The 23,826-nt window shown below is 45.4% G+C and carries 14 protein-coding genes; 11 read left to right on the top strand and 3 right to left on the bottom strand.

Features of this window, described 5'->3' with window-relative positions; translation table 11 throughout:
* The first annotated feature begins 111 nt into the window (after positions 1 to 111).
* On the top strand, positions 112 to 1,110 hold the full coding sequence (locus NC994_RS09770; RefSeq protein ID WP_190415078.1) for a J domain-containing protein: 999 nt from the start codon (positions 112 to 114) through the stop codon (positions 1,108 to 1,110).
* 91 nt (positions 1,111 to 1,201) lie between these two features.
* Here the strand turns inward: NC994_RS09770 and NC994_RS09765 are convergent, their stop codons facing one another.
* Positions 1,202 to 1,702 carry a hypothetical protein gene (locus tag NC994_RS09765; protein ID WP_190415077.1) on the bottom strand — a complete coding sequence of 167 codons (501 nt, stop codon included), beginning with the start codon at positions 1,700 to 1,702 and terminating at the stop codon, positions 1,202 to 1,204.
* Positions 1,703 to 2,389: 687 nt separating this feature from the next.
* On the opposite strand from NC994_RS09765, the gene NC994_RS09760 reads away from it, so the two are divergent.
* From NC994_RS09760 to NC994_RS09745, 4 genes are all read left to right on the top strand, one after another.
* The gene (locus NC994_RS09760) at positions 2,390 to 5,203 is read left to right on the top strand and encodes a PAS domain S-box protein (RefSeq protein WP_190440100.1); all 2,814 of its coding nucleotides are present in this window, start codon (positions 2,390 to 2,392) and stop codon (positions 5,201 to 5,203) included.
* A 451-nt stretch (positions 5,204 to 5,654) separates the two neighbouring features.
* Positions 5,655 to 6,620, top strand: coding sequence for a phosphate/phosphite/phosphonate ABC transporter substrate-binding protein (locus NC994_RS09755; RefSeq protein WP_190440097.1), 966 nt, complete (start codon positions 5,655 to 5,657; stop codon positions 6,618 to 6,620).
* Positions 6,621 to 6,631: 11 nt separating this feature from the next.
* Positions 6,632 to 8,434 carry an ATP-binding protein gene (locus NC994_RS09750; RefSeq protein ID WP_190440094.1) on the top strand — a complete coding sequence of 601 codons (1,803 nt, stop codon included), beginning with the start codon at positions 6,632 to 6,634 and terminating at the stop codon, positions 8,432 to 8,434.
* 441 nt (positions 8,435 to 8,875) lie between these two features.
* Positions 8,876 to 13,330 (top strand): EAL domain-containing protein, encoded by a 4,455-nt coding sequence (locus NC994_RS09745; protein ID WP_190440092.1) that lies wholly within the window; start codon positions 8,876 to 8,878, stop codon positions 13,328 to 13,330.
* Between the two features lie 155 nt (positions 13,331 to 13,485).
* Here NC994_RS09745 and cobN read toward each other — a convergent pair whose 3' ends face one another.
* Positions 13,486 to 17,577 (bottom strand): cobaltochelatase subunit CobN, encoded by a 4,092-nt coding sequence (cobN, locus tag NC994_RS09740; RefSeq protein WP_190440089.1) that lies wholly within the window; start codon positions 17,575 to 17,577, stop codon positions 13,486 to 13,488.
* A gap of 136 nt (positions 17,578 to 17,713) precedes the next feature.
* Here cobN and NC994_RS09735 point away from each other — a divergent pair, with 136 nt between their 5' ends.
* Together NC994_RS09735 and NC994_RS09730 are read left to right on the top strand one after the other, a co-directional pair.
* Positions 17,714 to 18,415: an N-acetylmannosamine-6-phosphate 2-epimerase gene (locus NC994_RS09735; RefSeq protein WP_190440086.1), complete on the top strand. Its 702-nt coding sequence runs from the start codon at positions 17,714 to 17,716 to the stop codon at positions 18,413 to 18,415.
* A gap of 213 nt (positions 18,416 to 18,628) precedes the next feature.
* Entirely contained in the window at positions 18,629 to 18,784 is a 156-nt protein-coding gene (locus NC994_RS09730; RefSeq protein ID WP_190440084.1) for a hypothetical protein, read from the top strand.
* Positions 18,785 to 18,873: 89 nt separating this feature from the next.
* Here the strand turns inward: NC994_RS09730 and NC994_RS09725 are convergent, their stop codons facing one another.
* Positions 18,874 to 19,914, bottom strand: a complete 1,041-nt coding sequence (locus tag NC994_RS09725) for a hypothetical protein (RefSeq protein ID WP_190440080.1) — start codon at positions 19,912 to 19,914, stop codon at positions 18,874 to 18,876.
* A 144-nt stretch (positions 19,915 to 20,058) separates the two neighbouring features.
* Here NC994_RS09725 and NC994_RS09720 point away from each other — a divergent pair, with 144 nt between their 5' ends.
* The 4 genes from NC994_RS09720 to NC994_RS09705 all read left to right on the top strand — a co-directional run bounded on the left by NC994_RS09720 (position 20,059) and on the right by NC994_RS09705 (position 23,803).
* Positions 20,059 to 21,012, top strand: coding sequence for a metallophosphoesterase (locus NC994_RS09720; protein ID WP_190440077.1), 954 nt, complete (start codon positions 20,059 to 20,061; stop codon positions 21,010 to 21,012).
* A gap of 295 nt (positions 21,013 to 21,307) precedes the next feature.
* A complete protein-coding gene (locus NC994_RS09715; RefSeq protein ID WP_190440075.1) occupies positions 21,308 to 21,835 on the top strand; it encodes a hypothetical protein in 528 nt (175 codons plus the stop codon).
* 352 nt (positions 21,836 to 22,187) lie between these two features.
* On the top strand, positions 22,188 to 23,006 hold the full coding sequence (locus tag NC994_RS09710) for a hypothetical protein (protein ID WP_190440073.1): 819 nt from the start codon (positions 22,188 to 22,190) through the stop codon (positions 23,004 to 23,006).
* A gap of 347 nt (positions 23,007 to 23,353) precedes the next feature.
* A complete protein-coding gene (locus NC994_RS09705; RefSeq protein ID WP_190440057.1) occupies positions 23,354 to 23,803 on the top strand; it encodes a hypothetical protein in 450 nt (149 codons plus the stop codon).
* Positions 23,804 to 23,826 lie beyond the last annotated feature (23 nt).

Raw genomic sequence — 23,826 nt, 5'->3', positions numbered from 1 at the left:
AAGCGGTCTGGCACAAATAGTAGAGGATTAGTCTGCCAAAACTGTGAATATCCAACGCTCAATCAGCTAATCGGTAACAGCTAATCGGTAACAGCTAATCGTTAATTAACTATGCAAAATTTTCGGGACTACTACCAGATGCTGGGCGTTGCTCGTGATGCCTCCGGCGACGAAATTAAGAAAGTTTATCGGCGGCTAGCTCGGCAGTATCACCCCGATCTAAATCCTGGCGACAAAACAGCAGAAGAAAAGTTCAAGGATATCGGTGAGGCTTACGAAGTTCTTTCCGATCCGGGTAAGCGATCGCAATACGATCAGTTCAGCCGTTTCTGGAACCGGAGCGGTTTCAAGGGCGCTAAAGGGACGAAGGGGACTAAAGCCTGGGGGACTCGCTCCAACGGTCGCAACGGCACGCAAGAATTAAAATATGACGATTACCCGGACTTTAACAGCTTTGTCGATACGCTGCTAGGACGTCGGGAAACCCGTGTAGCTACTCAGGCACCTAGTTCCAACAACCGAGTTGCCTCAGCCGATACCTTCCGTCCTGGTAACACGAAAACATCCTACACCGTGAATTCGCGCCCTAGTCGGCGCGATGTTGAAGCCAGACTGACGATGCCCCTCGAAAAAGCTTATCAGGGAGGACGAGAGCGGATTCGGCTGGAAGATGGGCGATCGCTGGAAGTGGATATGCCACCCGGAATGGTCAACGAGCAACGCATCCGGCTGAAGGGTCAGGGCATTGAAGGTGGGGACTTGTACCTCAAAATTACCGTATCGCCCCACGCCTTCTTTCAAGTAGAAGGCTCGGATATTTTCTGCCAATTGCCAGTCACTCCCAGCGAGGCAGTCTTGGGGGGAGCCGTGGAAGTTCCTACCTTGGATGGTTTGGTGAAAATGACGCTTCCTAGCGGTGTCGGGCACGGGAAGCGCCTGCGCCTTGCCGGAAAAGGCTACCCGACAGGTAGAGGCGATCGCGGCGATCAGTTAGTTGAAATTCAGGTTGTGGTTCCTAAAACGGTCACTTCCCAAGAACGAGAACTCTACGAAAAGCTGCGGCAAATCGAAACCTTTAAACCGCGTCTCGATCTGCCAGTTCAACGCTAAAAAATTAGCCCTGCCTGCGCGGGCTAATTTTTTGTCTAGCCGCAGACTTCAGTCTGACGGTTTAGATGAGCTTCAATTGAAATACTGGCGTTTAAGCGCGATCGCGATAGCACAAACCCAACAGCGTACCGCTAGCAATCAACTTCAACGCTTCTAATGTCCAGTAGCCCCCGTGCATTTGATTCATCCCGGCAGGAATCTCAGCAACGGGTTCAAAAAGATTGAGCTGTAGCCCCAGCGCGCTCATTTGTGGGGTTAAAAAATATGTATCAATAATGGCAATTGTCAGCAAGAACAGGGATAAGAAAATTACTTTGCGCCCTCCCAGCTTAGAAGCAGCCTGAGTGCGGTGAAGAACCAACAGCCCCGTTAACACTAAGGCTGCACATAATAATTCAATCCGATTAAAAATCCAGAAAATTGAATAACCTGCTGTTGCAAATCCAGGTTGAGTCATCATCCCGGTTGCAAACAAACTGGGCATAATTACCCAGTCCAAAAGCAAGCTTCCGCTAAGCCAGAAAGCCAACGTAAAGGTGACGGTTGTTTGCCATGCTGGTTGCTTTAATCCAGCGCTAGAAAAAGCGGTCATATAATTTCCTCAACTTTCTGTCTTCTTTCAGCTTATCGAATTGTTTTTAGAAACGATATGAAGTATCTTTTCGATTTTTGGCAGTTTTGCTGTTAGGAATTTACATTTAGTTAAATTCTCCAAATCATTAAGAATTTCAGTAAATTCCTAAGCTAGTTAATTGAGTCAGGAGGGCACCATCGGCTTGGTAAAGCGCGATCGCTTGCAAAGAAAACAGGTGCGAGTCGCTGCATCGCCGCCTACCAAGAAGGCGATCGCGCTCTAGACCCGTTTAAGATGTGTAAAACCCTGAAACGGAGATTTCCATCTAGACGTTTTTTGAGTCGAAATTAGGTCGCAGCCGAGTTCGATGACGCGGCTCTAAAAGTTTTTTGGACTCTATCTCGCAAAAAGGCTTAACATTTGCCTCATTCTGCCGATATTGTTCAACTTGTGCTTACGAATAAAATCAAGAGAAAACATCTGTCTAAAGAATGAACTTTATTAGGCAAATATACCTTTAAGACAAGGATGGAATCAGATTTACAAAATCTTTTCTCGATGCCCTTGCCCAAGTAAAATCCTCATCAAGAGAACACTATAGGCTTTTCATCGCTATCCGAAAAATGCAATCAAGCTTCGCTTTCTAAGTCTGGAAGCTGCTACTGGTTATCGTTCACCCTCAACCTTAGTTCACCGAAACACGCCATGATGAAAGCGATTCTGCCTAAAAATGAAGCTGATCTAGTGTATGCACCCACTGAGGGCAGCTCAACGAAGCACTTGCATCGGAAATTCTTCTACAAGGTTGCGGGAGGTCTGGGAGTAGCAACTGTCCTACTGGTTAGCATTGGTGGGATTTCGTACCGGAGTATCACGCAACTTGTGCAAGCGAATAACTCAGTAGACGATACCTTTACCTTCATTAATCAGCTTGATGATGTATTTTCCGGAATCAAGGACGCAGAAACTGGGCAGCGTGGCTACATAATCACTGGAGACGAGGCTTATTTACAACCCTACTACACAGCAACAGCTAAGGTTAATCAACAAGTTGAGTTTCTCAAGGGATTAGCGGGAAATAACCTCAATCAACAGCAGAAGCTCGGCACTCTGGAATCTCTGACTGCAAGTAAATTTTCTGAATTGAAACGGTCAATCGAATTACGAAAAAACAAGGGATTTGAAGCCGCGCAGCAATTAGTTAAGACGAATGAAGGCAAGGTAGTGATGGATAACATCCGCCTGCTTGTCAATGATTTGGAAAATGACCAAAAGCATTTGTTGAAGGAGCGGTACCAACAAGCGAAAGACCAGGCTCGTGACTCTCTAATTACATTTTTAAGCGGTGTATTCCTAAATTTTATTATTGCTTTATGGGTTTACAGGCTTATTTATGGGGAGATGAGCGATCGCTATCGGACAGAAAATGAACTTCAGAAAGAACGCGACTATACATCATTTATTGTTCAGACTACACCAGCACTGGTCGTTGGGCTAAAGCTTGATGGGGTGATTACATTTGTCAATCCTGCTGTTGAGCAGGTAACAGGCTACTGTGCAGAAGAATTAATTGGACGCAACTGGTGGGAAATCTTTTATGCTGACGACGAATACAGAGGCATCGAGCAGTTGTTATCCACCCTGAAGCATGGAGGTGTCCGCGACTATGAAACAGTTTTGACCATCCAGAATCGAGAAAAACGGATTATCAATTGGAATGTTCTGAAGCGGTTTGACGAGCGAGGCAAATTGGTTGATGTGATTCAATTTGGCAATGATATCACCGATCGCAAAGCGGCTGAGGACATTCGCAAAGGCGCAGAACTGCTGCAACTGATTTTGGATAATATTCCCCAATATATCTTCTGGAAGGATAGAAACTCTGTCTATTTAGGCTGTAATAAGGTTTCATGTCAAATCACTGGGATTAGCAATCCAGAAAACATTATTGGCAAGACGGATTATGACTTGTGGTCGCAAGAAATAGCAGAAAAATACCGCAAAGACGACCGTCGCGTGATGGCAACGGATACCCCGGAACTGCATATTATCGAACGCTTGATTCAGCCAAACAATGAAGAACTCTGGGTAGACATCAACAAAGTTCCCATTCACGATGCGATGGGCAAAGTAATCGGTATCCTCAGCACCATAGAAGACGTTACCGAACGCAAGCAGGCGGAGAAAGCCTTGCGGCAGAATATGGAGATGCTTGACTTAGCCACGGACGCAATTATCATTCGGGATTTGAATGACAAGATTAGCTATTGGAATCAGGGCGCTGAACGGCTATATGGTTGGACAAAAGCAGAAACACTCGGTCAGTACATCCACACCTTCTTGGAAACTGTCTTTCCCCAACCAAAAGAGGAAGTTCTAGAGATATGCCTGCGTGAAGGGAATTGGGAAGGCGAATTGATTCACACCAAGCGTGATGGCACTCAAATCACGGTAGCCAGCCGATGGACGCTGCAATTAGATGAATTTGGTCAGGTTTCCGCCAGACTAGAAATTAACAATGATATTAGCGATCGCAAGCAAGCTCTTGATGCCTTGCGCCAGTCGGAAGCGAAGGAACGAGAAAAAGCCCAGCAGTTGCAGCAAACTTTGCACGAACTCAAAAAGACCCAATCTCAACTGATTCAGACTGAAAAAATGTCCAGTTTGGGTCAACTGGTTGCTGGAGTGGCGCATGAAATTAATAATCCCGTTAACTTTATCTACGGCAATCTCATCCACACCGAGCAATATACACAAGACTTGCTCAATCTAATGAAAGTATACCAACGATACTATCCCAATCCCGCGCCAGAGATTCAAGAAGAAGTTGAGGCTTTAGACATTGAGTTTGTTCTTGAAGACCTGCCCAAAATGGTCGCTTCAATGAAGTTAGGCGCTGACCGCATCCGCCAGATTGTCCTCTCTTTGCGAACCTTCTCCCGCCTGGATGAAGCAGAAATGAAGCCGGTTGATATTCACGAGGGTATTGATAGCACCCTCTTAATCTTGCAGAATCGGCTGAAAGCTAAACCAGATTCTCCAGGAATTACAGTTATTAAGAAATATGGCACGCTGCCAGAAGTAGAGTGTTATGCAGGACAACTGAATCAAGTATTTATGAATATCTTGAGCAATGCCATAGATGCTTTAGAAGGGTTGCCCTCTAATCGTCAAAAGCTCATCGATTCTGGAGAAACAAGTTCTAATAGCGAGTTCCCCATTCCTAATTCTCAATTACCGACCATCCAAATTTGCACTGAAGTTTTGAACGCGAACAAAATTGTTGTGCGAATTGCAGATAACGGTCCCGGCATCCGTGAGAATGTCAAGGCGCGACTTTTTGACCCATTTTTCACGACCAAGCCAATCGGTCAGGGCACCGGGCTAGGATTGGCAATCAGCTATCAGATTGTCACAGAAAAACATGGAGGGTCGATCAGTTGTGTATCAGCAGTGGGAGAGGGAACCGAGTTCGTTGTAGAGATTCCAGTAACACAAAGTCCAAGGCAAGGGAATTAATACATTTTCCGCGATTTCAAACGACAGAAGGGATTTCAAAGGTAATCCTTTTTAGTTAATGCTGTAATCCTGGGAGAACCTCTCAATCCCTTGGAGCGCCAGACTTTGGAGTAATTTTCCCTGTTACTAAGTTAATCCCCCCTTGAGGAGCATCTGTGGGTGGATAGATGAGCGGCTTAAAACTAGATTTTTGGGCTTAAGAAAGAAAATCTTAAAAACCCGTAAAAACACAGTGTTTATTTTCTCCAATCCTCCTGAGAATGAGGATTGAGTGAAAGCATGAATCTAAAATTAGCGGACTCAAAAGTTAAGTAGTAATCTCTTATATTACCACTTAACTTAAGATGTGAAAAAATAACATTTTTTGAAGTGTTACTTTCATAATTTTGGAAAGCGGTATTATTCTCCAGACACGGTAAAAAGTTAAAAGGTAAACATAGCCTTAAACAGAATGCAAAAACATCTATCTTGGACACGAAATCGCTCTTACAAACGAGCAGTGACTTGCTTCATCCTAGCCTTGTCCGTTACGTACAGTTGTGTAGCCTGTACTCAGCCAAGTGAAAATACCACAACGCCAATAAGCCCCAGCTCTCAGCCACTGAGCGATAGTTATAGGAATACAGGAGACGAACTAAAAACCATAAATATGGCGGTGATTCCGTGGCAGGTTTCAGCAGAACAGGAAAAGCAACTTCAGCCACTAGCGGACTATCTAAGCAAGACATTAGGAAAACCTGTTAAATTTCAGATTACAAAAGACTACGACACATCGATAGATTTACTGGTAACAGGGGGCCTAGAAATGGCTTTTCTAGGCCCCCTGTCGTATGTGAAGGCACATCTTCGAGATCCCCAACTTAAGCCAATTGTTGCGCCCATTGAAAGAACAACTGGACGACCTTGGTATACAAGCGCGATCGTTGTTAATAATGCCAGCGGTATCAAAACTATTAAAGAGTTAAAAGGTAAGAGGTTTGCCTTCGTCAGTAAATCCTCAGCTTCGAGTTACTTAGTGCCTTTATCTCACTTTCAAGACATTGGTATTAACCCCGAACGCGACTTTGCTACAGTCAAGTATGCGGGTAGTCACGACAAGGTGAAAGCGGATTTACTAGCAGGAAAGGTGGATGCGATCGCGGATGATAAACGCTCGTATCTTCAGCAACAGAAAGAGGGAAATATCGACCCTTTAAAATACAAAATTATTTGGGAATCTGACCCAATTCCTCTTTCGCCCATTGTCGTCTCTAGTAAGCTTCCATCCCAACTGGTAATCGACCTCAAGAAAGCATTTGTCAACTCTCCAGAGGGACTGCTAGATCCCAGTGGTTCTGAGTCGGCTGGATATACTCTGGTAGAAGATCGAGACTATACACCGATTAGAAAACTCCAAGAGCGCCTTAAGTTGAAATAAAGCCGAATGCAATGAAAATATTAACTAAGTTTATTGGATCTTCTATTGCCGTACTAGGGCTAATTTTATGCCTTACAGTTGGCAGTGAAGACTGGCTCAAAGAAGTAGAAAAATCTACCGAAACGAGCCGAGAAAGAGCCGCTCAAGCTGACAGTATAGTCTTGAATCTAAAAGTTTCTTTAAGAGACCAGATCGCAGCACTGAGGAACTATCTCATCCTCAACCGCGACCCCTCAGATATGGCAAAATATCACAAGGCAATGTCTGACTTTATCCTTAGCTTGGATGACTTAGAAAGTCTGATGCCAGAAAATTCAGGCCTGACAGTTGTTCGCCGTCGCCATAGTTTTCTCGTCCGCTTAGCAACAGAGCTTCGCGATACACCTTCTACTCTTAAACAGACTCAGCAGGATTTCAGAACCATCAATTCTTTCAAAGAAGATATTGATTTCTCTTTAAACTCTCTAGTTAGTAATATTCAGCAACAGTATGCTCTAGCAAGGCAAGAATCAAATAAATTTAAAGAGACCACCCATATTATTAGATATGCCACTACAGGTTTAATTCTTATAATTCTCACTGGGCAGATGATATTAATATTAATCCCAGTCATTTTATCTATAAAAAAACTCCAGTTAGGAGCGACAAAAATTGGTGCAGGTAATTTAGATTATCGCCTAAATATTCAAACAGGAGATGAAATTGAAAAATTGTCTTGCGAGTTCAACCAAATGGCAAAAAAACTTGCAGAATCTTACTATTTTTTAGAGCAAAAAATAATTGAACGGACTGCCGAACTGATTGAGTTAAACCAAAACTTAGAAATTGAAATTTCCGAACGCAAGCAGGCAGAAACAGAACTTCAGCAAGTTTTGCAAAACTTGCAACAAACCCAAGCTCAGCTCATTCAAACCGAAAAGATGTCTAGCCTTGGTCAAATGGTTGCTGGGGTAGCTCATGAAATTAATAACCCCGTTAATTTTATCCACGGCAACCTTGTGTATGTGGGTGAATATACACAAGATTTGTTGAGACTGGTGCAGCTTTACCAAAAACACTATCCTAACCCAATTACCGAGATCGAAGAGCAAGCAGAAACTGTCGAACTTGACTTTATTATTGCAGATTTAGACAAAATCCTATCTTCGATGAAAATTGGCACTGAACGTATCCGTCAAATTGTTCTTTCTTTGCGGAATTTCTCTCGCCTTGACGAGGCAGACATGAAGCCAGTTGATATTCACGAGGGATTAGATAGCACTCTTTTAATCTTGCAAAATCGATTAAAAGCTAAGCCGGAGCATCCCGCTATTGAGGTGGTTAAAGAATACGGAAATTTGCCTTTAGTTGAGTGTTATGCGGGTCAGATGAATCAGGTATTTATGAATATTATTAGCAATGCTATTGATGCCCTAGAAGCCTTTGATGGCTTATCGTTCATTGCTCGTAACAATGAACAATCGACAAGTAATCTTGAACCATCCCCAACGATTCGGATTAGCACTCAAGTTTTGCACCCCGACCGTGTTGCTGTGCGAATTGCTGATAATGGACTAGGCATGACGGAAGAGGTAAGAAAACGGCTATTCGATCCGTTTTTTACGACCAAGCCAGTTGGGCAAGGAACGGGGCTGGGGCTATCAATTAGCTATCAAATTGTAGTAGAGAAGCATTCAGGAATGCTTCGCTGCATTTCCGAAGCGGGACAGGGAGCAGAGTTTTGGATTGAAATCCCGATGCGTCAAAGCCAGAGAGGCTCTACTGCAACTGTTCGAGAGAGGTCAAATCGGTCAAAACCTATGGCAATTTCTTAAGCGTTGTCCTCTTATTGTTGAAGGGATGCATTAGGGAAGCTTAAGGAGGCGATCGCTCTTTGCTTTTGGCCTTCCTCTAGGCGACGCCGCAGCGATTGGATATTAAGTTTCTCTATCTCCTTCTTGACGTTGATTTTGTAGAGACTCCATATCCCGCGTCTCTACAAACGATGAATGCTACCTCTAGGTTTCTGGCTTTTCATAAAAGTTTTATGTCTAAAATTTAACTTTAGTATCTTTTTTATTAATCTTTTATAAAAAAATCATATATTTTTGGAAGTCTTTTTAAGGTTTTCCAGTTCTATGCCAGAGAGATGACTTCTCTAAACTGGCATTACCTTGCCTATTCCAGCATTCACGAATAGGTAATTGTTACTAAGCATTTATTATTGAAATACTATTTCAAGTAGCAAGACGGTTTAGCATCAGGAACCCATTTAGATGAAAATCAGCCACAAATTGATGACAGGTTACTTAGCCGTTGCTCTACTTGTTGAAGTGGTTGGATATGTCGGAATTAAAGGAACGAATAACGTTGAAAAAAAGTACAACGAAGTTATTAGAACGATTTCCTCTCACCATGAGTTAGCGCGGTTGCAATATGCTTCGGATACAGTAGTTTTGTCTACTAAACAATTAGAATTCCAAAAAGTAGAAAAAAATCCATCTGCAAAAGATATTGTATCAACGCAAAAATATCAAAATGTGGAGACTAGCCAGGAAAATTATCGCAAGGCTCTGAATGCTTATAAAGAATTAGCGAACTATTTTTTCCCATCTGAGCAAGGATTGTCAGAAGAAATCCAAACTTCAAGTGAGAGATTTTTAAAATTATCCAACGAGGTAATTGGCTTAAAAAAGCAGGGAAAGGTAACTCCAGAGTTACTGGCAAAAGAAAACGAACTGGAAAAAACTAGCCAACAATTTATAGGAACTATTAACCAAAAAATTCAGGCTCAATCGCAAGACTTGGAAGCCGAAAGAAAGAAGATTCATGAAACTCTGCTCTTGACCGACAGAATGATATTTGGCGTCGGTTTATCTACCGTCTTAATCGCTATATTTCTTGGTTTTTCTATCTCGCGGTCTATATTGAGTCGGCTAAACAAACTCAAAGCGGCTGCGGTAGAGATAGGCAAGGGCAAGCTAGAGACAAAAATAGACGCTTCCACCAAAGATGAGCTGAGCGCCTTAGCTGATGCTTTCAATAAAATGGCTGAGGATTTGCGGCAGAAAACAGCGGATGTAATCAATGTTTGTGAAAGCATGGTGGAATCTCTGATCGTGGTAACGCCCGATACCATGATTCAGTCAGTTAATAAAGCAACCTGCGAACTTTTGGGGTATCACAAAGAGGAGTTAATTGGGCAACCGATAGGAGTTATTTTTGCCGATGAAAAATTTCCTTTCACAGCGTCGGAGTTGGATGATTTAACTCAAAAAAGGGTTGTCCGAGATGCGGAAAAAATTTACCTGTCCAAAGACGGGAGAAGAATCTCGGTGCTGTTTTCCTGTGCAGCGATCGCAAGCGTATCGGATAGAATTCAGGGAATCGTTTGTGTAGCCCAAGATATCACGGAACGGCAGCGAGCGGAGTTGGCGATCAAACAAGCGAAAGAAGAACTAGAAATTAGAGTTGAGGAGCGCACAACTGAGTTAAAGCGTGCAATTGGGCAATTTCAGGGCGAGATTGTCGAGCGTCAGCGGGTAGAGGAAGCACTGCGCGAAAGCGAGGAGCGGTTTCGGACGCTGATACAGGAGCTTCACGTCGGCGTTTTACTGCAAGGAGCCAACGCAGAAATCCTGCTGAGCAATCAAGCGGCTATCGACCTTCTCGGTATCACTGACAGCCAACTGCTGGGGAAAACTTCCTTCGATCTGAATTGGAATGTCATTCATGAAGATGGTACACCGTTCCCCGGAGAAACCCATCCGGTGTCGCAAGCGATCGCAACTCGTCAAGCTGTGCGGAATGTCGTGATGGGCGTTTATCGTCCTAGTGTAGGCGATCGCATCTGGCTATTAGTCAATGCCGAACCTCAGTTGGCAGCGGATGGTCGCCTTGAACAAGTAATCTGCACTTTCAGCGATATCACCAAGCGCAAGCAAGCAGAGGAAAGACTCGCGCAGCGCGAACGCTACTTATCAGCATTGGTTGAAGTTGAGCGCCGGTTGCTGACTTTTGATGGCAGCACGAATTGCTACACGGAAATATTGGTACAACTCGGACAAGCAGCAGGCGCAAGTCGCGTTTACGTATTCGAGAACCATCGTTCCCAAACCGGCAACTTGCTAATGAGTCAGCGTGCGGAGTGGTGTGCCGAGGGCGTTCGCCCAGAAATCGACAATCCGGCGCTGCAAAACCTTTCTTATGACGACTTCTTCCCCCGCTGGGCATATTTGCTAGAAAAAGGTGACATTGTTGCCGGAATTGTCGCTGAATTACCCGAATCAGAGCGTTTTATCTTAGAACCTCAGGGAATTCTTTCCATCCTAATTTTGCCCATCATGGTTAAGGGCGAATTCTTCGGGTTTATCGGCTTTGACAACTGCATAGAAGCGCGTGCTTGGGAACCTTTGGAAATCAACCTGCTGCGTGCAGCGGCAGCCGCCATCTCTCTTACTCAAGAACGCAAGCAAGCAGAGGCAGCAGTAACACGCCTTGCCGGGATTTTAGAAGCAACGAGTGATTTCGTAGGCAGTGCGGACAATCGAGGACGCACATTTTACATTAACCAGGCAGGTCGTCGCTTGGTCGGAATTCCTGTCAAAGAGGATATCTCAAACCTCAGCGTTGCCAGTTGCCACCCGAAATGGGCGAGTCAAATCATCTTGGAGGAGGGAATTCCTAGTGCGATTCGCGATGGCGTCTGGTGTGGCGAAACTGCACTTTTGACCCGCGATAAACGGGAGATTCCAGTTTTGCAGCTGATTATTGCCCACAAGAAGCCGGATGGAACCGTTGACTTTCTTTCTACCATTGCCCGCGATATTAGCGATCGCAAGCAAGCAGAAAATGCTCTCAAGCAGCTCAACGCAGACTTAGAAAGACGAGTCCTTGAGCGTACCGCAGAATTAAACAATGCGATCGCGCAATTGGAGGGCGAGATCGCCGAGCGCAAGTGGGCAGAGGAGGAATTGGAAAAATCCCTGTCCCTGCTAAAGGCAACGCTCGAATCAACTGCTGATGGGATTCTCGTAGTTGACAAAGTCGGAAAAATAGCCAGTTTCAATCAAAAATTTGTCCAAATGTGGCGCATTCCCGATTCCATTGTCGCGGCACGGAATAGCGATCAAGCCTTAGCATTTGTCCTAGAGCAGCTAAAAAACCCGGAGAGCTTCATCACCAAAGTTCAGGAACTCTATGGCGAACCCGACGCAGAAAGCTACGACCTCCTTGAATTTAAAGATAGAAGAATCTTCGAGCGCTATTCCCAGCCTCAACGGATTGCGGGAAAAGTCGTCGGTAGAGTGTGGAGCTTCCGCGATGTCACCGAGCGCCAACAGGCAGAAGAAACCATCCGCTATCAAGCGTTACACGACCTGCTGACTGGCTTGCCGAACCGGATGCTATTCAATGAGCGGCTGTCTGTGTCCTTGGCGTATGCACGTCAAAGCCAAAGTACGCTTGCCGTAATGTTTTTGGATTTGGATCGTTTTAAGACGATTAACGATACATTGGGGCACGCTTTTGGCGATCGCTTGTTGCAAAGCGTCACTGAACGAATGATCGGCTGTCTGGGGGAGGATGACACCGTTGCTCGTTGGGGAGGGGATGAATTTACCCTACTTATCCCCCAAATTCGTTGTAAAGAGGACGCTGCTAAGATTGCCCAGAAAATCTTGGAAGCTTTAAAGCCAGAATTTTATTTAGAAGGGCACTCCCTGCATATCAGTAGCAGTATTGGGATTGCACTTTATCCCAGTGATGGCACAGATGCTGAAACGCTTTTGAGAAACGCCGATGCTGCCTTGTATCGTGCCAAAGAACAAGGTCGGAATAACTATCAATTTTATAATCCAGCAATGAATTCTCAGAATTCTGAGTTATTGGTACTCGAAAACGATTTGCACCATGCTCTAGAACGGGGAGAATTTGTCGTTTACTACCAACCTCAAGTCAATACAACGACTGGAGAAATTACCCATGTTGAAGCCCTGTTGCGCTGGCAACATCCAAAATTTGGGCTAGTTTCTCCAGGAATATTTATTCCCCTAGCGGAAGAAACCGGACTCATCGTACCAATTGGGGAATGGGTGTTAAAGACTGCCTGCGCTCAAAATAAAGCTTGGCACGATGCAGGAATTGCCGACTTACAAGTGGCGGTTAACCTTTCTGCCCGACAGTTTCAGGAACCCGATTTAGTCAAAATGGTGACGCGAGTTCTGGAAGAAACTGGACTCGAAGCGCAATTTCTGGAGTTAGAAATTACTGAAACAATCACGATGCAAAATGTAGAATTTACCCGGAAAACTTTGAGTGAGTTGCATCGGCTAGGAGTCTACATTTCTCTAGATGATTTTGGGACGGGATATTCTTCTCTGACTTATTTGAAAAAGTTTCCCTTCCATACCTTAAAAATTGACAAATCCTTTGTTCGGGACTTGACAAACGACCCCAATGATGCAGCTATCATTACAGCGATCGCAGCGTTAGGAAAGGTACTCAATCTGAGACTGGTTGCGGAAGGCGTGGAAACAGAAGCGCAAAAAGATTTCTTGCAAAATCTCCAATGCGAACAGATGCAAGGGTACTTTTTCTGGCGACCTCAAGCCGCTGAGGAGATTAGTAAAATACTCGAAAAATCTTTCTCAAAGATAGCCAAACATTCAAGTTGTGTATCCGTTGCTAACTGTTCCTGTAGCTTTAGACTTTCAGCGGAAGCGATGCGATGATGGCTTAGGATGGATACGGAAGCGATCGCACAAAACTTATATTTTCGTCTTACTCATAACGGATTAGGCAACTCAAACAGTAGTTTTAACCAAGCAACAAAGATGAGTGCGATCGCGTAAATTCTTCAGCCGTGCAGCGCTTGTTATCTCCCATATTAGAGGGCAGTGGTAGATTCGATGACGGCTTCAGCTTGGTGAACTAAGCTTCTTAACTTATCCACCATCTCTCGATCGACGTTTTGCCACAATCCCCGCTGATTCGCTTCTAGCAACCGTTCTGCCATATCTCGCAATGCCCAAGGATTCTTATGATGGATGAAATCCTGCACAGATTGGTCGAATAAGTACGCTTCTGCAACTCCTTGATACATAAAATCTTCCACACAATTTGCTGTGGCATCATAAGCGAAGAGATAATCAACGGTTGCTGCCATTTCAAAAGCACCTTTGTAACCGTGGCGCATGACTCCAGCAATCCATTTTGGATTCACGACACGAGAACGATATACTCGCGCAATTTCTTCTCGCAGTTGCCGCACTTTCGGGTTTTCAGGAAGGGAATTATCCCCAAAGTAAGTTTGGGGATTTTTGCCACTCATCGCCCTTACTGCTGCTGTTAAACCGCCTTGAAATTGATAGTAATCATCTGAATCTAATAAATCGTGTTCCCGGTTATCTTGATTGTGCAATACGATTTGCATCTGGCGTAGACGCTGCTCAAAGGCTTCTGGGGCTGCGATTCCCCCTAAACCTTTTTTGCTTAGGGAAGGAGAAGAAACGGCTCCTGGAACTCCTTTTGACAAGGGAGGCGAGGAATCTGCGGTGCTAGTGTAGGCATAACTACTCCAGTTGATGTAGGCACGGGCTAAATCTTCGTCATCTGTCCAGTTTTGGGCTTCAATTAAGCCTTGCAATCCCGCACCGTAGGCACCGGGTTTAGAACCAAAAATGCGATAACGCGATCGCATTTCTGCTTGTTCCTGATTTAACCCCGCCGCTTCCCATAACTTGGTTTCTTGTTTAACTTGCGCGGCTAAGGGGTTTTGCTCTAGTGGTTCATCCAACGCAGCTACCGCTGCCACCGCTTGATCGAATAGATCGATTAAGTTTGGGAAAGCATCGCGGAAAAAACCAGAGATTCGCAGCGTGACATCGACGCGGGGACGATTTAAAACGGAAATTGGCAAAATTTCAAAATTTACCACCCGCCGCGATGGACTATCCCACACAGGTTGCACTCCCAACAATGCCAGCGCTTCTGCCAAATCATCACCGCCAGTTCGCATGGTTGAAGTTCCCCATACGGATAATCCAAGTGTTTTAGGATACTCACCATTTTCTTGCGTATATCGCTCTATTAAGGCTTCTGCTGCTTTGCGTCCTACCAGCCAAGCGGTTTCTGTAGGAATTGCCCGAATATCAACTGAGTAAAAATTGCGACCCGTAGGCAGAACGTCTGGGCGTCCTCGTGTTGGTGCGCCAGATGCCCCGCTGGGGACAAAACGCCCATCTAAACCTCGCAATAGGTTGGCGATTTCTTGGGTGGTTTGTTGCAGGGATGGCAGAAGGTACCTGCATATCCACTCCAATTCTCTTTGCGTGGCATCACCGTCTACCCCACCCCAAGCCTCTCCGTTAACGGGGAGAGGGTAAGAGGGAGTGGAAAGGGAGGGGGCGATGAGTAGATATTCCACCAAGTTAGCTGCTTGTTGTTCTAATGCTTCAACTGCGTCACCGACAGTTCGATAGGCTGCAATTGTATGCTCGTTGCCCCCCCTACCGTTCACAGGGGGGGGTTCCGCGCTGCTAGGAAGCGGTTGAGCGGGATCGGCTGTCAAGGGGTCGAAATCTAAACCCCAATCTTGGGCGATCGCGCGAGTTAAACCGAGACGATGAGTACCGGGATGACGAGCGATCGCTACTATCAAATCTCTGAGTTGTCGCCCCTGCGGACATTGCCCAAAAATGTGCAAACCATCTCGAATTTGAGCCTCTTTCAATTCGCACAGATACCCATCAGCGCGAGTAAGGAAATTTTGGATTTCCTCACCCCTGTTGTTAAGAGTTTCTAACCCTAAATCCTGATGGAGGTTTTCTTCAAGGATTAGCTGAGTGATGCGATCGCTTATCACTGGCAGGCGCGACGGATCTAAACTCTGGGCTTCATAATACTCGTCAATTAATCCTTCCAATTGCTGCAAAGAACCATAAAGTTCAGCGCGAGTCATCGGCGGCGTTAAATGGTCAATAATTACCGCTTGGGCGCGACGTTTAGCTTGCGAACCTTCGCCAGGGTCATTGACAATAAAAGGATAAAGATGAGGTAATGCGCCGAAAGCAACCTCTGGATAACAATTTTCAGAGAGTGCCACACTTTTACCCGGCAACCATTCTAAATTCCCATGTTTCCCCACATGAACGATTGCATCAGCCCCAAAATGTTGTCGCACCCAATAGTAGAAAGCGAGATAACTATGAGGCGGTTCCAAATCCGGAGCGTGATAATTTAAACTAGGGTCAATATCGTAACCCCGCGCTGGTTGAATCCCCACAAACACATTACCTAGATAAATACCAGGAATTGGGAATTGGGAAACGGAACCCGTTAGATCGATAAATCTCTCTTCCCTCTCTTCCTTTGCGCCCTTCGCGTCTAAAGCGCTAACGCGCATGGCTTTGCTAGTGCGGTTCATCTCCAAAACAGAACTCCAGCGATCGCATATTCGCTTCTGCACGCCCACTGGCAACGTCGCAAAATACTCCTGATACTCTTCCCCACAGACAAATTGCCCGACTGGGCGCAATTCCCCCTCCGGATCGTTCGTCACCCCAGCCGTTAAACGCCCAATCAATTCATCTCCATTTGCCGGGATATTTTCAACCTGATACCCAGCCAACTGCAACGCCTTGAGGATTTCCACACAACTTTCTGGCGTATCTAATCCAACACCATTGGCAAGACGCCCATCTCGGTTGGGATAATTAGCCAAAATCAAGGCAATTCGGCGCTCAGATGGTGGCGTTTGGCGTAGTTTTGCCCAATTAGAGGCTAAGTCAGCAACGAACTCAATGCGATCGCGTACTGGCTCATAAACCACCACATCCGTTTCCAACTGAGGATTCCGGGTTTGCACCGCCTTAAACGAAACCGCACGGCTAATAATCCGCCCATCCACTTCTGGCAACGCTACATTCATCGCCATATCCCGCGGTGATAGCCCCTGAAACCCCGATTCCCACTGTTCCACAGTGCCACCGCTGAGAATTACCTGCAACACTGGTACATCTAAGGTGCTGAGTGCTAATGGCTCATCGCTCATCGCTAATTTTTGACCATTCGCGCTTGGCAATGAGCTAATCGCAAAGCTGGTGGTACTCAGCAAAACCTGTATGGGTTCTGCATCTTTAGGTTGGAGTTGTTGCAACACTTCTTCCTGCACATCCGGATCTCGCAGGGAAGAGACAAAAACGGGGACGGGTTCTAATTTTCGGGCGGCTAATGCTTGGCAAAGAGCATCAATGACTGCTGTATTTCCAGCTAAATAATGAGCGCGATAGAACAAAATTCCAACTTTTGGCTTTAACTTCTCCTTCAACCCCTCTCCAGCAAGGAGAGAGGCGTCATTTTCCCCCTGCCCTGGTAGGGAAGGGGGCTGGGGGGTTAGGTTTTTCTGATTGTCTTCCTCATCCCCCATTTCCCATTGATAAAGCCCCACGCGAGGAACTTCTTGGGGTGGGAGTGGATTGTAACGACCTTCTAGACAAACATCAGCAATAAATTTTAGGGCGTTGGCGAAATTTTCCCCGCCCCCTTCAATGAGGTAGCGCCACAACTGGTTTACAACTGATAGAGAAACAGTAGAATGACTGATTAAATCAGGATCTGGGCGATCGTCTCCTGGCAAGACAATCAATGCTGCACCCGTTCGCTGCACTGTCTCGCGTACTACTTCTAACCCGTAAGACCAGTAAGAACGTCCTCCCAGTAGCCGTAGAATAATTACCTGTGCCTGCTCTAGCACTTCCTCAGCGTAAGTATCAATACTGAGCTGTTGCTGCAACTGCAAGAGATTGACGACTCGTAGCGCTGGAAATCCCTCTGGCAATTTGGATACTGCTGCGGCGAGAGTTTGAATATCGGTGTCAGCTGCGGTGAGAAGGACGATCGGGGCAGGGGTTTGTTCGATAAAAATGACGCCTTCAGCGTCAGGATTCCATCCCCCAGGAGTAGCGGCTAGACGATGCATAATAGCGATTTTAGATTTTAGATTGGCTCTTGAGATTCGCTCTTGCCAAGGTATGACTTTCTCATACTTGGCTGAAAGTGGATTGCTCAAAGCTCATGGTTCGTTGTTCAATGTTCATGGCATTTGACGATAAACCATGAACCAAAATTCCCAAGGATTAAACGCGCTGAGTCAAGGTCTGATTGTATCTTGTCAGGCTCCGGTTGACTCGCCTTTACATGAGCCATCGGTAATTGCCGCGATCGCGCAAGCCGCTATCCTTAACGGAGCAGTCGGTGTCAGAATTGATACGCCCGCTCATGTGAAGGCAGTCCGGGAACGGGTAAAATCACCGATTATCGGGCTGTGGAAACAACAGATACCGGGTTACGAAGTTTATATTACGCCGCAGTTTGAACACGCGGAAGCGATCGCTCAAGCCGGTGCGGACATTATTGCCATTGACGCTACTTTACGCGATCACCCAGGCGCGGAAACAGTAGAAAAACTCATTACCCGGATTCACGATGAATTAGGCAAGCCGGTGATGGCTGATGTGGATACGATAGAGAGCGCGATCGCTGCTGCTGCGGCTGGTGCAGACATTGTCGGTACCACGCTCTATGGTTACACTGCCCAAACGAAAAATCTGGCTCCTCCCGGCTTCGATCTTCTCGCCCAAATAGTCGAACAGCTAAGCGTTCCAGCAATTTGTGAAGGCGGCATTGCCTCACCGCAGCAAGCTAAACACGCCTTGGAATTAGGAGCTTATGCTGTTGTCGTCGGTACCGCAATTACAGGTATAGATTACAACGTAAAGGTGTACCGTGCTGCTTTCCCAAGTTCCCAAAAATCATAATTTTTAGCTAAAAATGATTGTAATAATTAAAACTTTGGCTACTTAATTATCAGTATTTCTCGTGAAATAGCAGTTTCTCTCTAGATTTAGTCTCAGCACGTAGGTAATTATTGGGATATACTTCTTTAGGTAGAGGCATACAAAGATTGCTCTAGTTATCTTTGTGGTCTAAAAAATTGTGAATGTGCCAGGGCGCTACCTAGGGTAATTTTTATGCACGCTTTACCACGAGTTATCAGGAAAACCGGCTTTTTATGGGCGTTGGTTGCAGTAGGTGCATTTCAGGGATTGCTGATTACCTGGATGCTGCCAACCCAAAGTTTGAACTTTAACAATCCGCCCCAATCGGTGCGTGGGGGAAATCGGTAGTTAAGTGCAAAAACAAAAATACCCTCGATGCCTCGAAGGTATAACCAGAAAAAGTATTTTAGGTAGATTTGGCGGCACCCGCGCAACAACTAACCCGCCGCCAGTTGACGCCGCTTCACAATCACCATCGTGTTTCCCACGACTGGACTACGCGCTAGCACGTCGCCTTGAGAATCGGCGATTTGTAGCTTGCTGAAGTCGAGTTCCCTAGCACGTTGCAACATTTCAGCAGCTAATTTGTCCTGCTTAGAGACAGAGAGATTGTACCAAGCATCTCCTACCTTCACGATTAGCAAACTGCCTGGAAAGTTAGCTTCAATCGACTGAATCAGCCCATTTTCATATTGGCTGGTAATTTCAGTGACTCGATTTTGGATAGAGGCAATCAGGTTTTGCTCTGGAGTCAGCACTGGGGGAGGCGGCGTCACCGTTTCCACGGGTTCCGGTGCTTCAGGCGCTTTTAATTCCGGTGGAGTGGTAATTTGTGAAGTCGGAAGATTCGCCACGTCAGTCGGAGGCTTCCCAGGTATCAGGGCGGCTGTTGTCCAGAGTACTACGAGAAGAACGCCTGCGATCGCGCCCGACAAAGCCGTATTCGACAGCTTTTGACTGATTGATTCCGGCAGAATTGAGCGGATTCTCGCCAGCGTCGCATTCCACAACATCACAAAGCGCATCCAACTCTGACGGAACCTCTCTAGAGGACTCGGCGTCGGTGGCAAAGGCACCACCTCAGCAGGAGGTGTCTCTGGTGCTGGCGTGTCCGCAGAGGTTTCCAGGGCTGACGTCTCTGTAGCCAATGCTGGTGCTTCTGGCGTCACTTCTGGCGTCACTTCTGGCGTCAGCTCTGTCACCCCCTCAGTAGGTTGAAATACCACCTTTTCCGGAGGAGAAGGAGTCCTTGAGGGTAACTGTTCGGTAGGTTCTGCCTCCAGTTTTTCGACAACCCCTTCCAGTAGCTGAATTGTGCCACGCAGAGTTTTAAGGCTTTGCACTTTCAGAACGGGTTGGAATCTAGCCCAAATTTGCTGGAGGGCTTTTCCCGATTGGCTTTTTGCCCCCGTGGGCGTCGGCGTTTGGGGTGCCGGTTTAGCTGAAGAAGTTGGCTGTTTCGGTTGATCTTCTGGCATCGAATTTCCCCTGAGGGCAGTGCAAATAGGTGCAATTACGGTAAATTTTTACCGAATGCTGCCTTCACAGCCCTAATCTACCACTTTGCTATTCTGCTTTAATCGACTTGCGCCCAACTTACGTAACTCTTAATCAAGTAATCTATGCCCCTTAAACGCCGTGACTTTCTAATTTTAAGTAGCCTCAGTGGCTTCGGCTTAGCTTTTTTGGTCAGAAAATTCCGCAGCCAAATCGCTCAGAGTCAAGATATCAACCCAGGAGAGACGTCAAAAACCTCCCCTTCCTCCAACTTAGGCTCCAAATTGACAACCGTTAGTTCATCACAATCCCCTCTCCTGCGGTTTGTCTCCGTCGCTGACACCGGCACTGGTTCGGCAAGCCAGTATGCTGTAGCAGCGTCAATGGCTCGTTACCACGCGCTAAAGCCCTTTGATTTAGCAATTCTTGCGGGTGACAATATTTACAACAACGGTGAAATCGAGAAAATTGTCGATGTCTTTGAGCGCCCCTATCAAGCTTTATTGCGGCGCGGAGTAAAATTTCAGGCGGTTCTTGGCAATCACGACATCCGCACCGATAACGGAGAACCCCAAGTGCGCTATCCAGGCTTTAATATGCAGGGACGACGCTACTACACATTCCGCCGCAACCCCGTACAATTTTTTGCTTTAGATACTAATGAGAATGCTGACTGGGAAACTCAACTAAAATGGTTAGAAAAAGAACTCACTCGCAGTAATGCCCCTTGGAAAGTAGTTGTTGGTCATCACCAGATTTATTCATCGGGTGCATACGGGGTTAATCAACCCTTTATACAAACCTTGACGCCACTATTTAAAAAGTACGGAGTGCAACTTTACATCAACGGTCACGACCACCATTATGAGCGCACTCAGCCCATCAATGGTACTACCTACCTCATCTGTGGGGCAGGGGCAGGACTCCGCCCGGTGGAACGTTCAGAATGGACGGCGCATTCTACTAGTCAATTGAGTTTTGCGGCACTTAATGTATATGCAGACAGAATAATCATTAGCGGTATCGGCACCGATAACCGCATTTTCGACCAAGGCATCATTCCTCTGCACTCAGCCTGATTCAAACTATGAAAGTCAAGCGCTTGAAAGTAAAATACCTGTTGTGTACTACTTTCCCAATCTTGTCATATATGAGCAGCTAGATGTCGATGGGCAACAGAGCCTTTATTGTGATGCGATCGCTTATATCTTTAAGGCATACTATCCTTAATATTGAGCTAGATTAATGGATAGGAGGAAATACGCGATCGCATCTAGTTCATCCACCTATTTCACTGCGAGCCACTAATTTTTTTGCCTCCGAATAAGACGAAATATTTTATTTTCTTAAAAAAGATGAAAAGGAACAACAATCATGAAATTGCAGAATCCCAAAATTAGATTATTCCTTCTCGTCTTGGCTTGTGCAATTGTTTTCAGTATTCAATCCTTATCTTTAGCACAAAAAGACCCTCAACTAGCCACCCAACCGACTATCTTACCAGCTTCCCAATTACTCGCTCAACAAAACGGCAAGTTAATTATTACTCAATTAAATCGTGAGTTTCAGATAAATTTAAACGAAACCGCTATTTTATCTGATGAAAATATTTGGGTTAAATTTACTGACATCACAGAAGATTCGCGCTGTCCTATTAATGTTCAGTGTATTTGGGCAGGACGAGCAAAAATAGTGGTAAATATTTGGAAAGACAGTCAAAATACAGGAGATTTTGTTTTGACCACTGGTGGCGGAAATTCAGCATTAGCAGTTCAAAACTTTGACAGCAACTATAATATTAAGTTTGTAGACCTTCAGCCAGCTCCCATTAGTGGATCAGAAACTCAAAAATCAGCTTATACTGCTGCTCTCGTGATTTCTAAAACAACAGACAAGATTTAGTCTTGTAACTTGCGTAGGCAGGTTTCATTTGTGTAGGTGCGGTTTCAACCATCCCTGCAAGAGGTGAGGGATTCTGACCCGCTGGCATATCGCAATTCAAATACGATTGCTATAGCATTTTTTTAACTATAACCATATCAAATTAGAAGCAAATAACTAAAAGATGAAGCACATAAACATTCTTATTTCTAGCATTCTTCTAACTACGAGCCTGACGGCTACAGCGGCCTACAGTCAAAGCGTTTCCCCACGCCCAACTCTACTTCCCACCTCCAGCCCTATTCCAAATTCAAATCAAATTAAACCCAACAACTGGGAGATAAATGTAAAAGAAATTTTAGAAACTCCTAATTTGGCTGACTGCAAATTTTGGATGATGCTTGGGGTAATCCTCGCTGCTGGAAGCCTGGGTGGGTTAGTCTACGAACTGCTCAATCTCCAGGGAAATATTGAGTTACCTCATAAGCCGACCGATGATGATTTAGCAGTAAAGTTTGCCTATGCTCATTCTACAAATGTGATTGATTTAGGGGTAGTGGCACGGTTACTCATTGGTGCCCTTGCTGCACCTCCAGCTATCGCGATTGTCCGACCAGAAACGGCTTTTATCCTGTTAGCAACCTCCGCAGTTGCTGGTTCCGCAGGTACTTTGATCTTTCGCGCTCTACAGGATCGGTTATTGGTCGCGGTACTTCAAACTGGGATAAACGAGGTCACTGCAAGAAGTATTAAACCGCAACAACCAATCGATGAAGCAATTAAAGATTTTGACAAGCTAGTACAAGAAGTGAGAAAGCATTCAGAAAGTCCCAGAGGATTGACTGAGCTAAAGTTTACCAGAGACGCGACTTTAGACCCCAGCGACTTCGAGGAAGTCAGCAAACATTTGAATCAAATTCAAGGAGTAAATCCTAAAGTTGACGAGGCGATTGAGATTTTTAAAGAGCTGGTGGAGGAAGTGCGAAAGCACTCCGAAAGTCCTAGCGGGACTACTAAACTAAAGATTACGAAGGGTACCGTTTTACCATTTGAGCATTTACAGAAGATAAAAACACTTTTGTGGCAAGCTAAAAAAGACACGGAAACGACTACATCCGCAAATGATAGCACTGCTGAATTAGCATCTAAGCCGACGCCACCCGCAGAAGGCAGTACTTCTTCTCACAACTGAAATAAATTCAAGCACACGGATAAGCTAATCCTGCCAGATGCAGTTGCCTTGAAAAAACAGAATTAACACTAGTTGCAATAAAAGTTTACAGTCAAATCTTGTCGTGCGATATCTTGAGTTTTGTTAGTTAACCAGTAGGGGTATTGTAGTCTAATAGAAATAGAATTATTAGGTTGTTAATATATTAAGTTTAAACGTATGCAGGCTGGATGATATTTGTTCAATCTATCGGAAGAGTGAATTATTTGAACAATTTGTGATAAGCGAACATCTGTCTAGAGAGCGGTTTAGCTGATAAGCCAAATGAAGTAAATATAGGATTGCTAAACCTAATGAGATTGTGTTCTATGCAACCAAATTATTTTACGAAAGGGCTTTCAACTGTAGGACGTTGGCTGGCTACAACGCTGTTTTGCGTGTCAGCGATCGCGTTTGTTTGGCAGGGTGCCTTTTTCTCGACCAGCGCAGCAATGGCTGCTCCTAGTGCAAACCTAATCGCATCTGTAGATACGAGCGACCAGGTTAAAGGAAAAGCCAATGAAGATTTGAACCGAAGCAAGAATTTCATTGACGATGTCAAAGACAAGGTAAAAGCAACTGCCAATAAGAATGCCGACCGAGTCGAGGAAGGAACGGATGGGCATGGGAATCTCATTGAGCGTAAAGCCAACAGAGATGCAGCGCGAATTGAGAAAAGAGCAGATGAAGATGCGGCTCGGACTAAGGAAGCAGTAGACAACACAAAAGGTCTTGTTGAACAGGCTGTTGATAGCATCAAAGATGCCTTTGGTAACTAGAGAATAGTTATTAGGTCAATGTA

The sequence above is a fragment of the Trichocoleus sp. AS-A1 genome (genome assembly GCF_039962015.1).
Lineage (GTDB): Bacteria > Cyanobacteriota > Cyanobacteriia > Cyanobacteriales > FACHB-T130 > FACHB-T130.
Note: the sequence above shows the minus strand (reverse complement) of the source record. Positions and strands in the feature narration are given on the sequence as shown.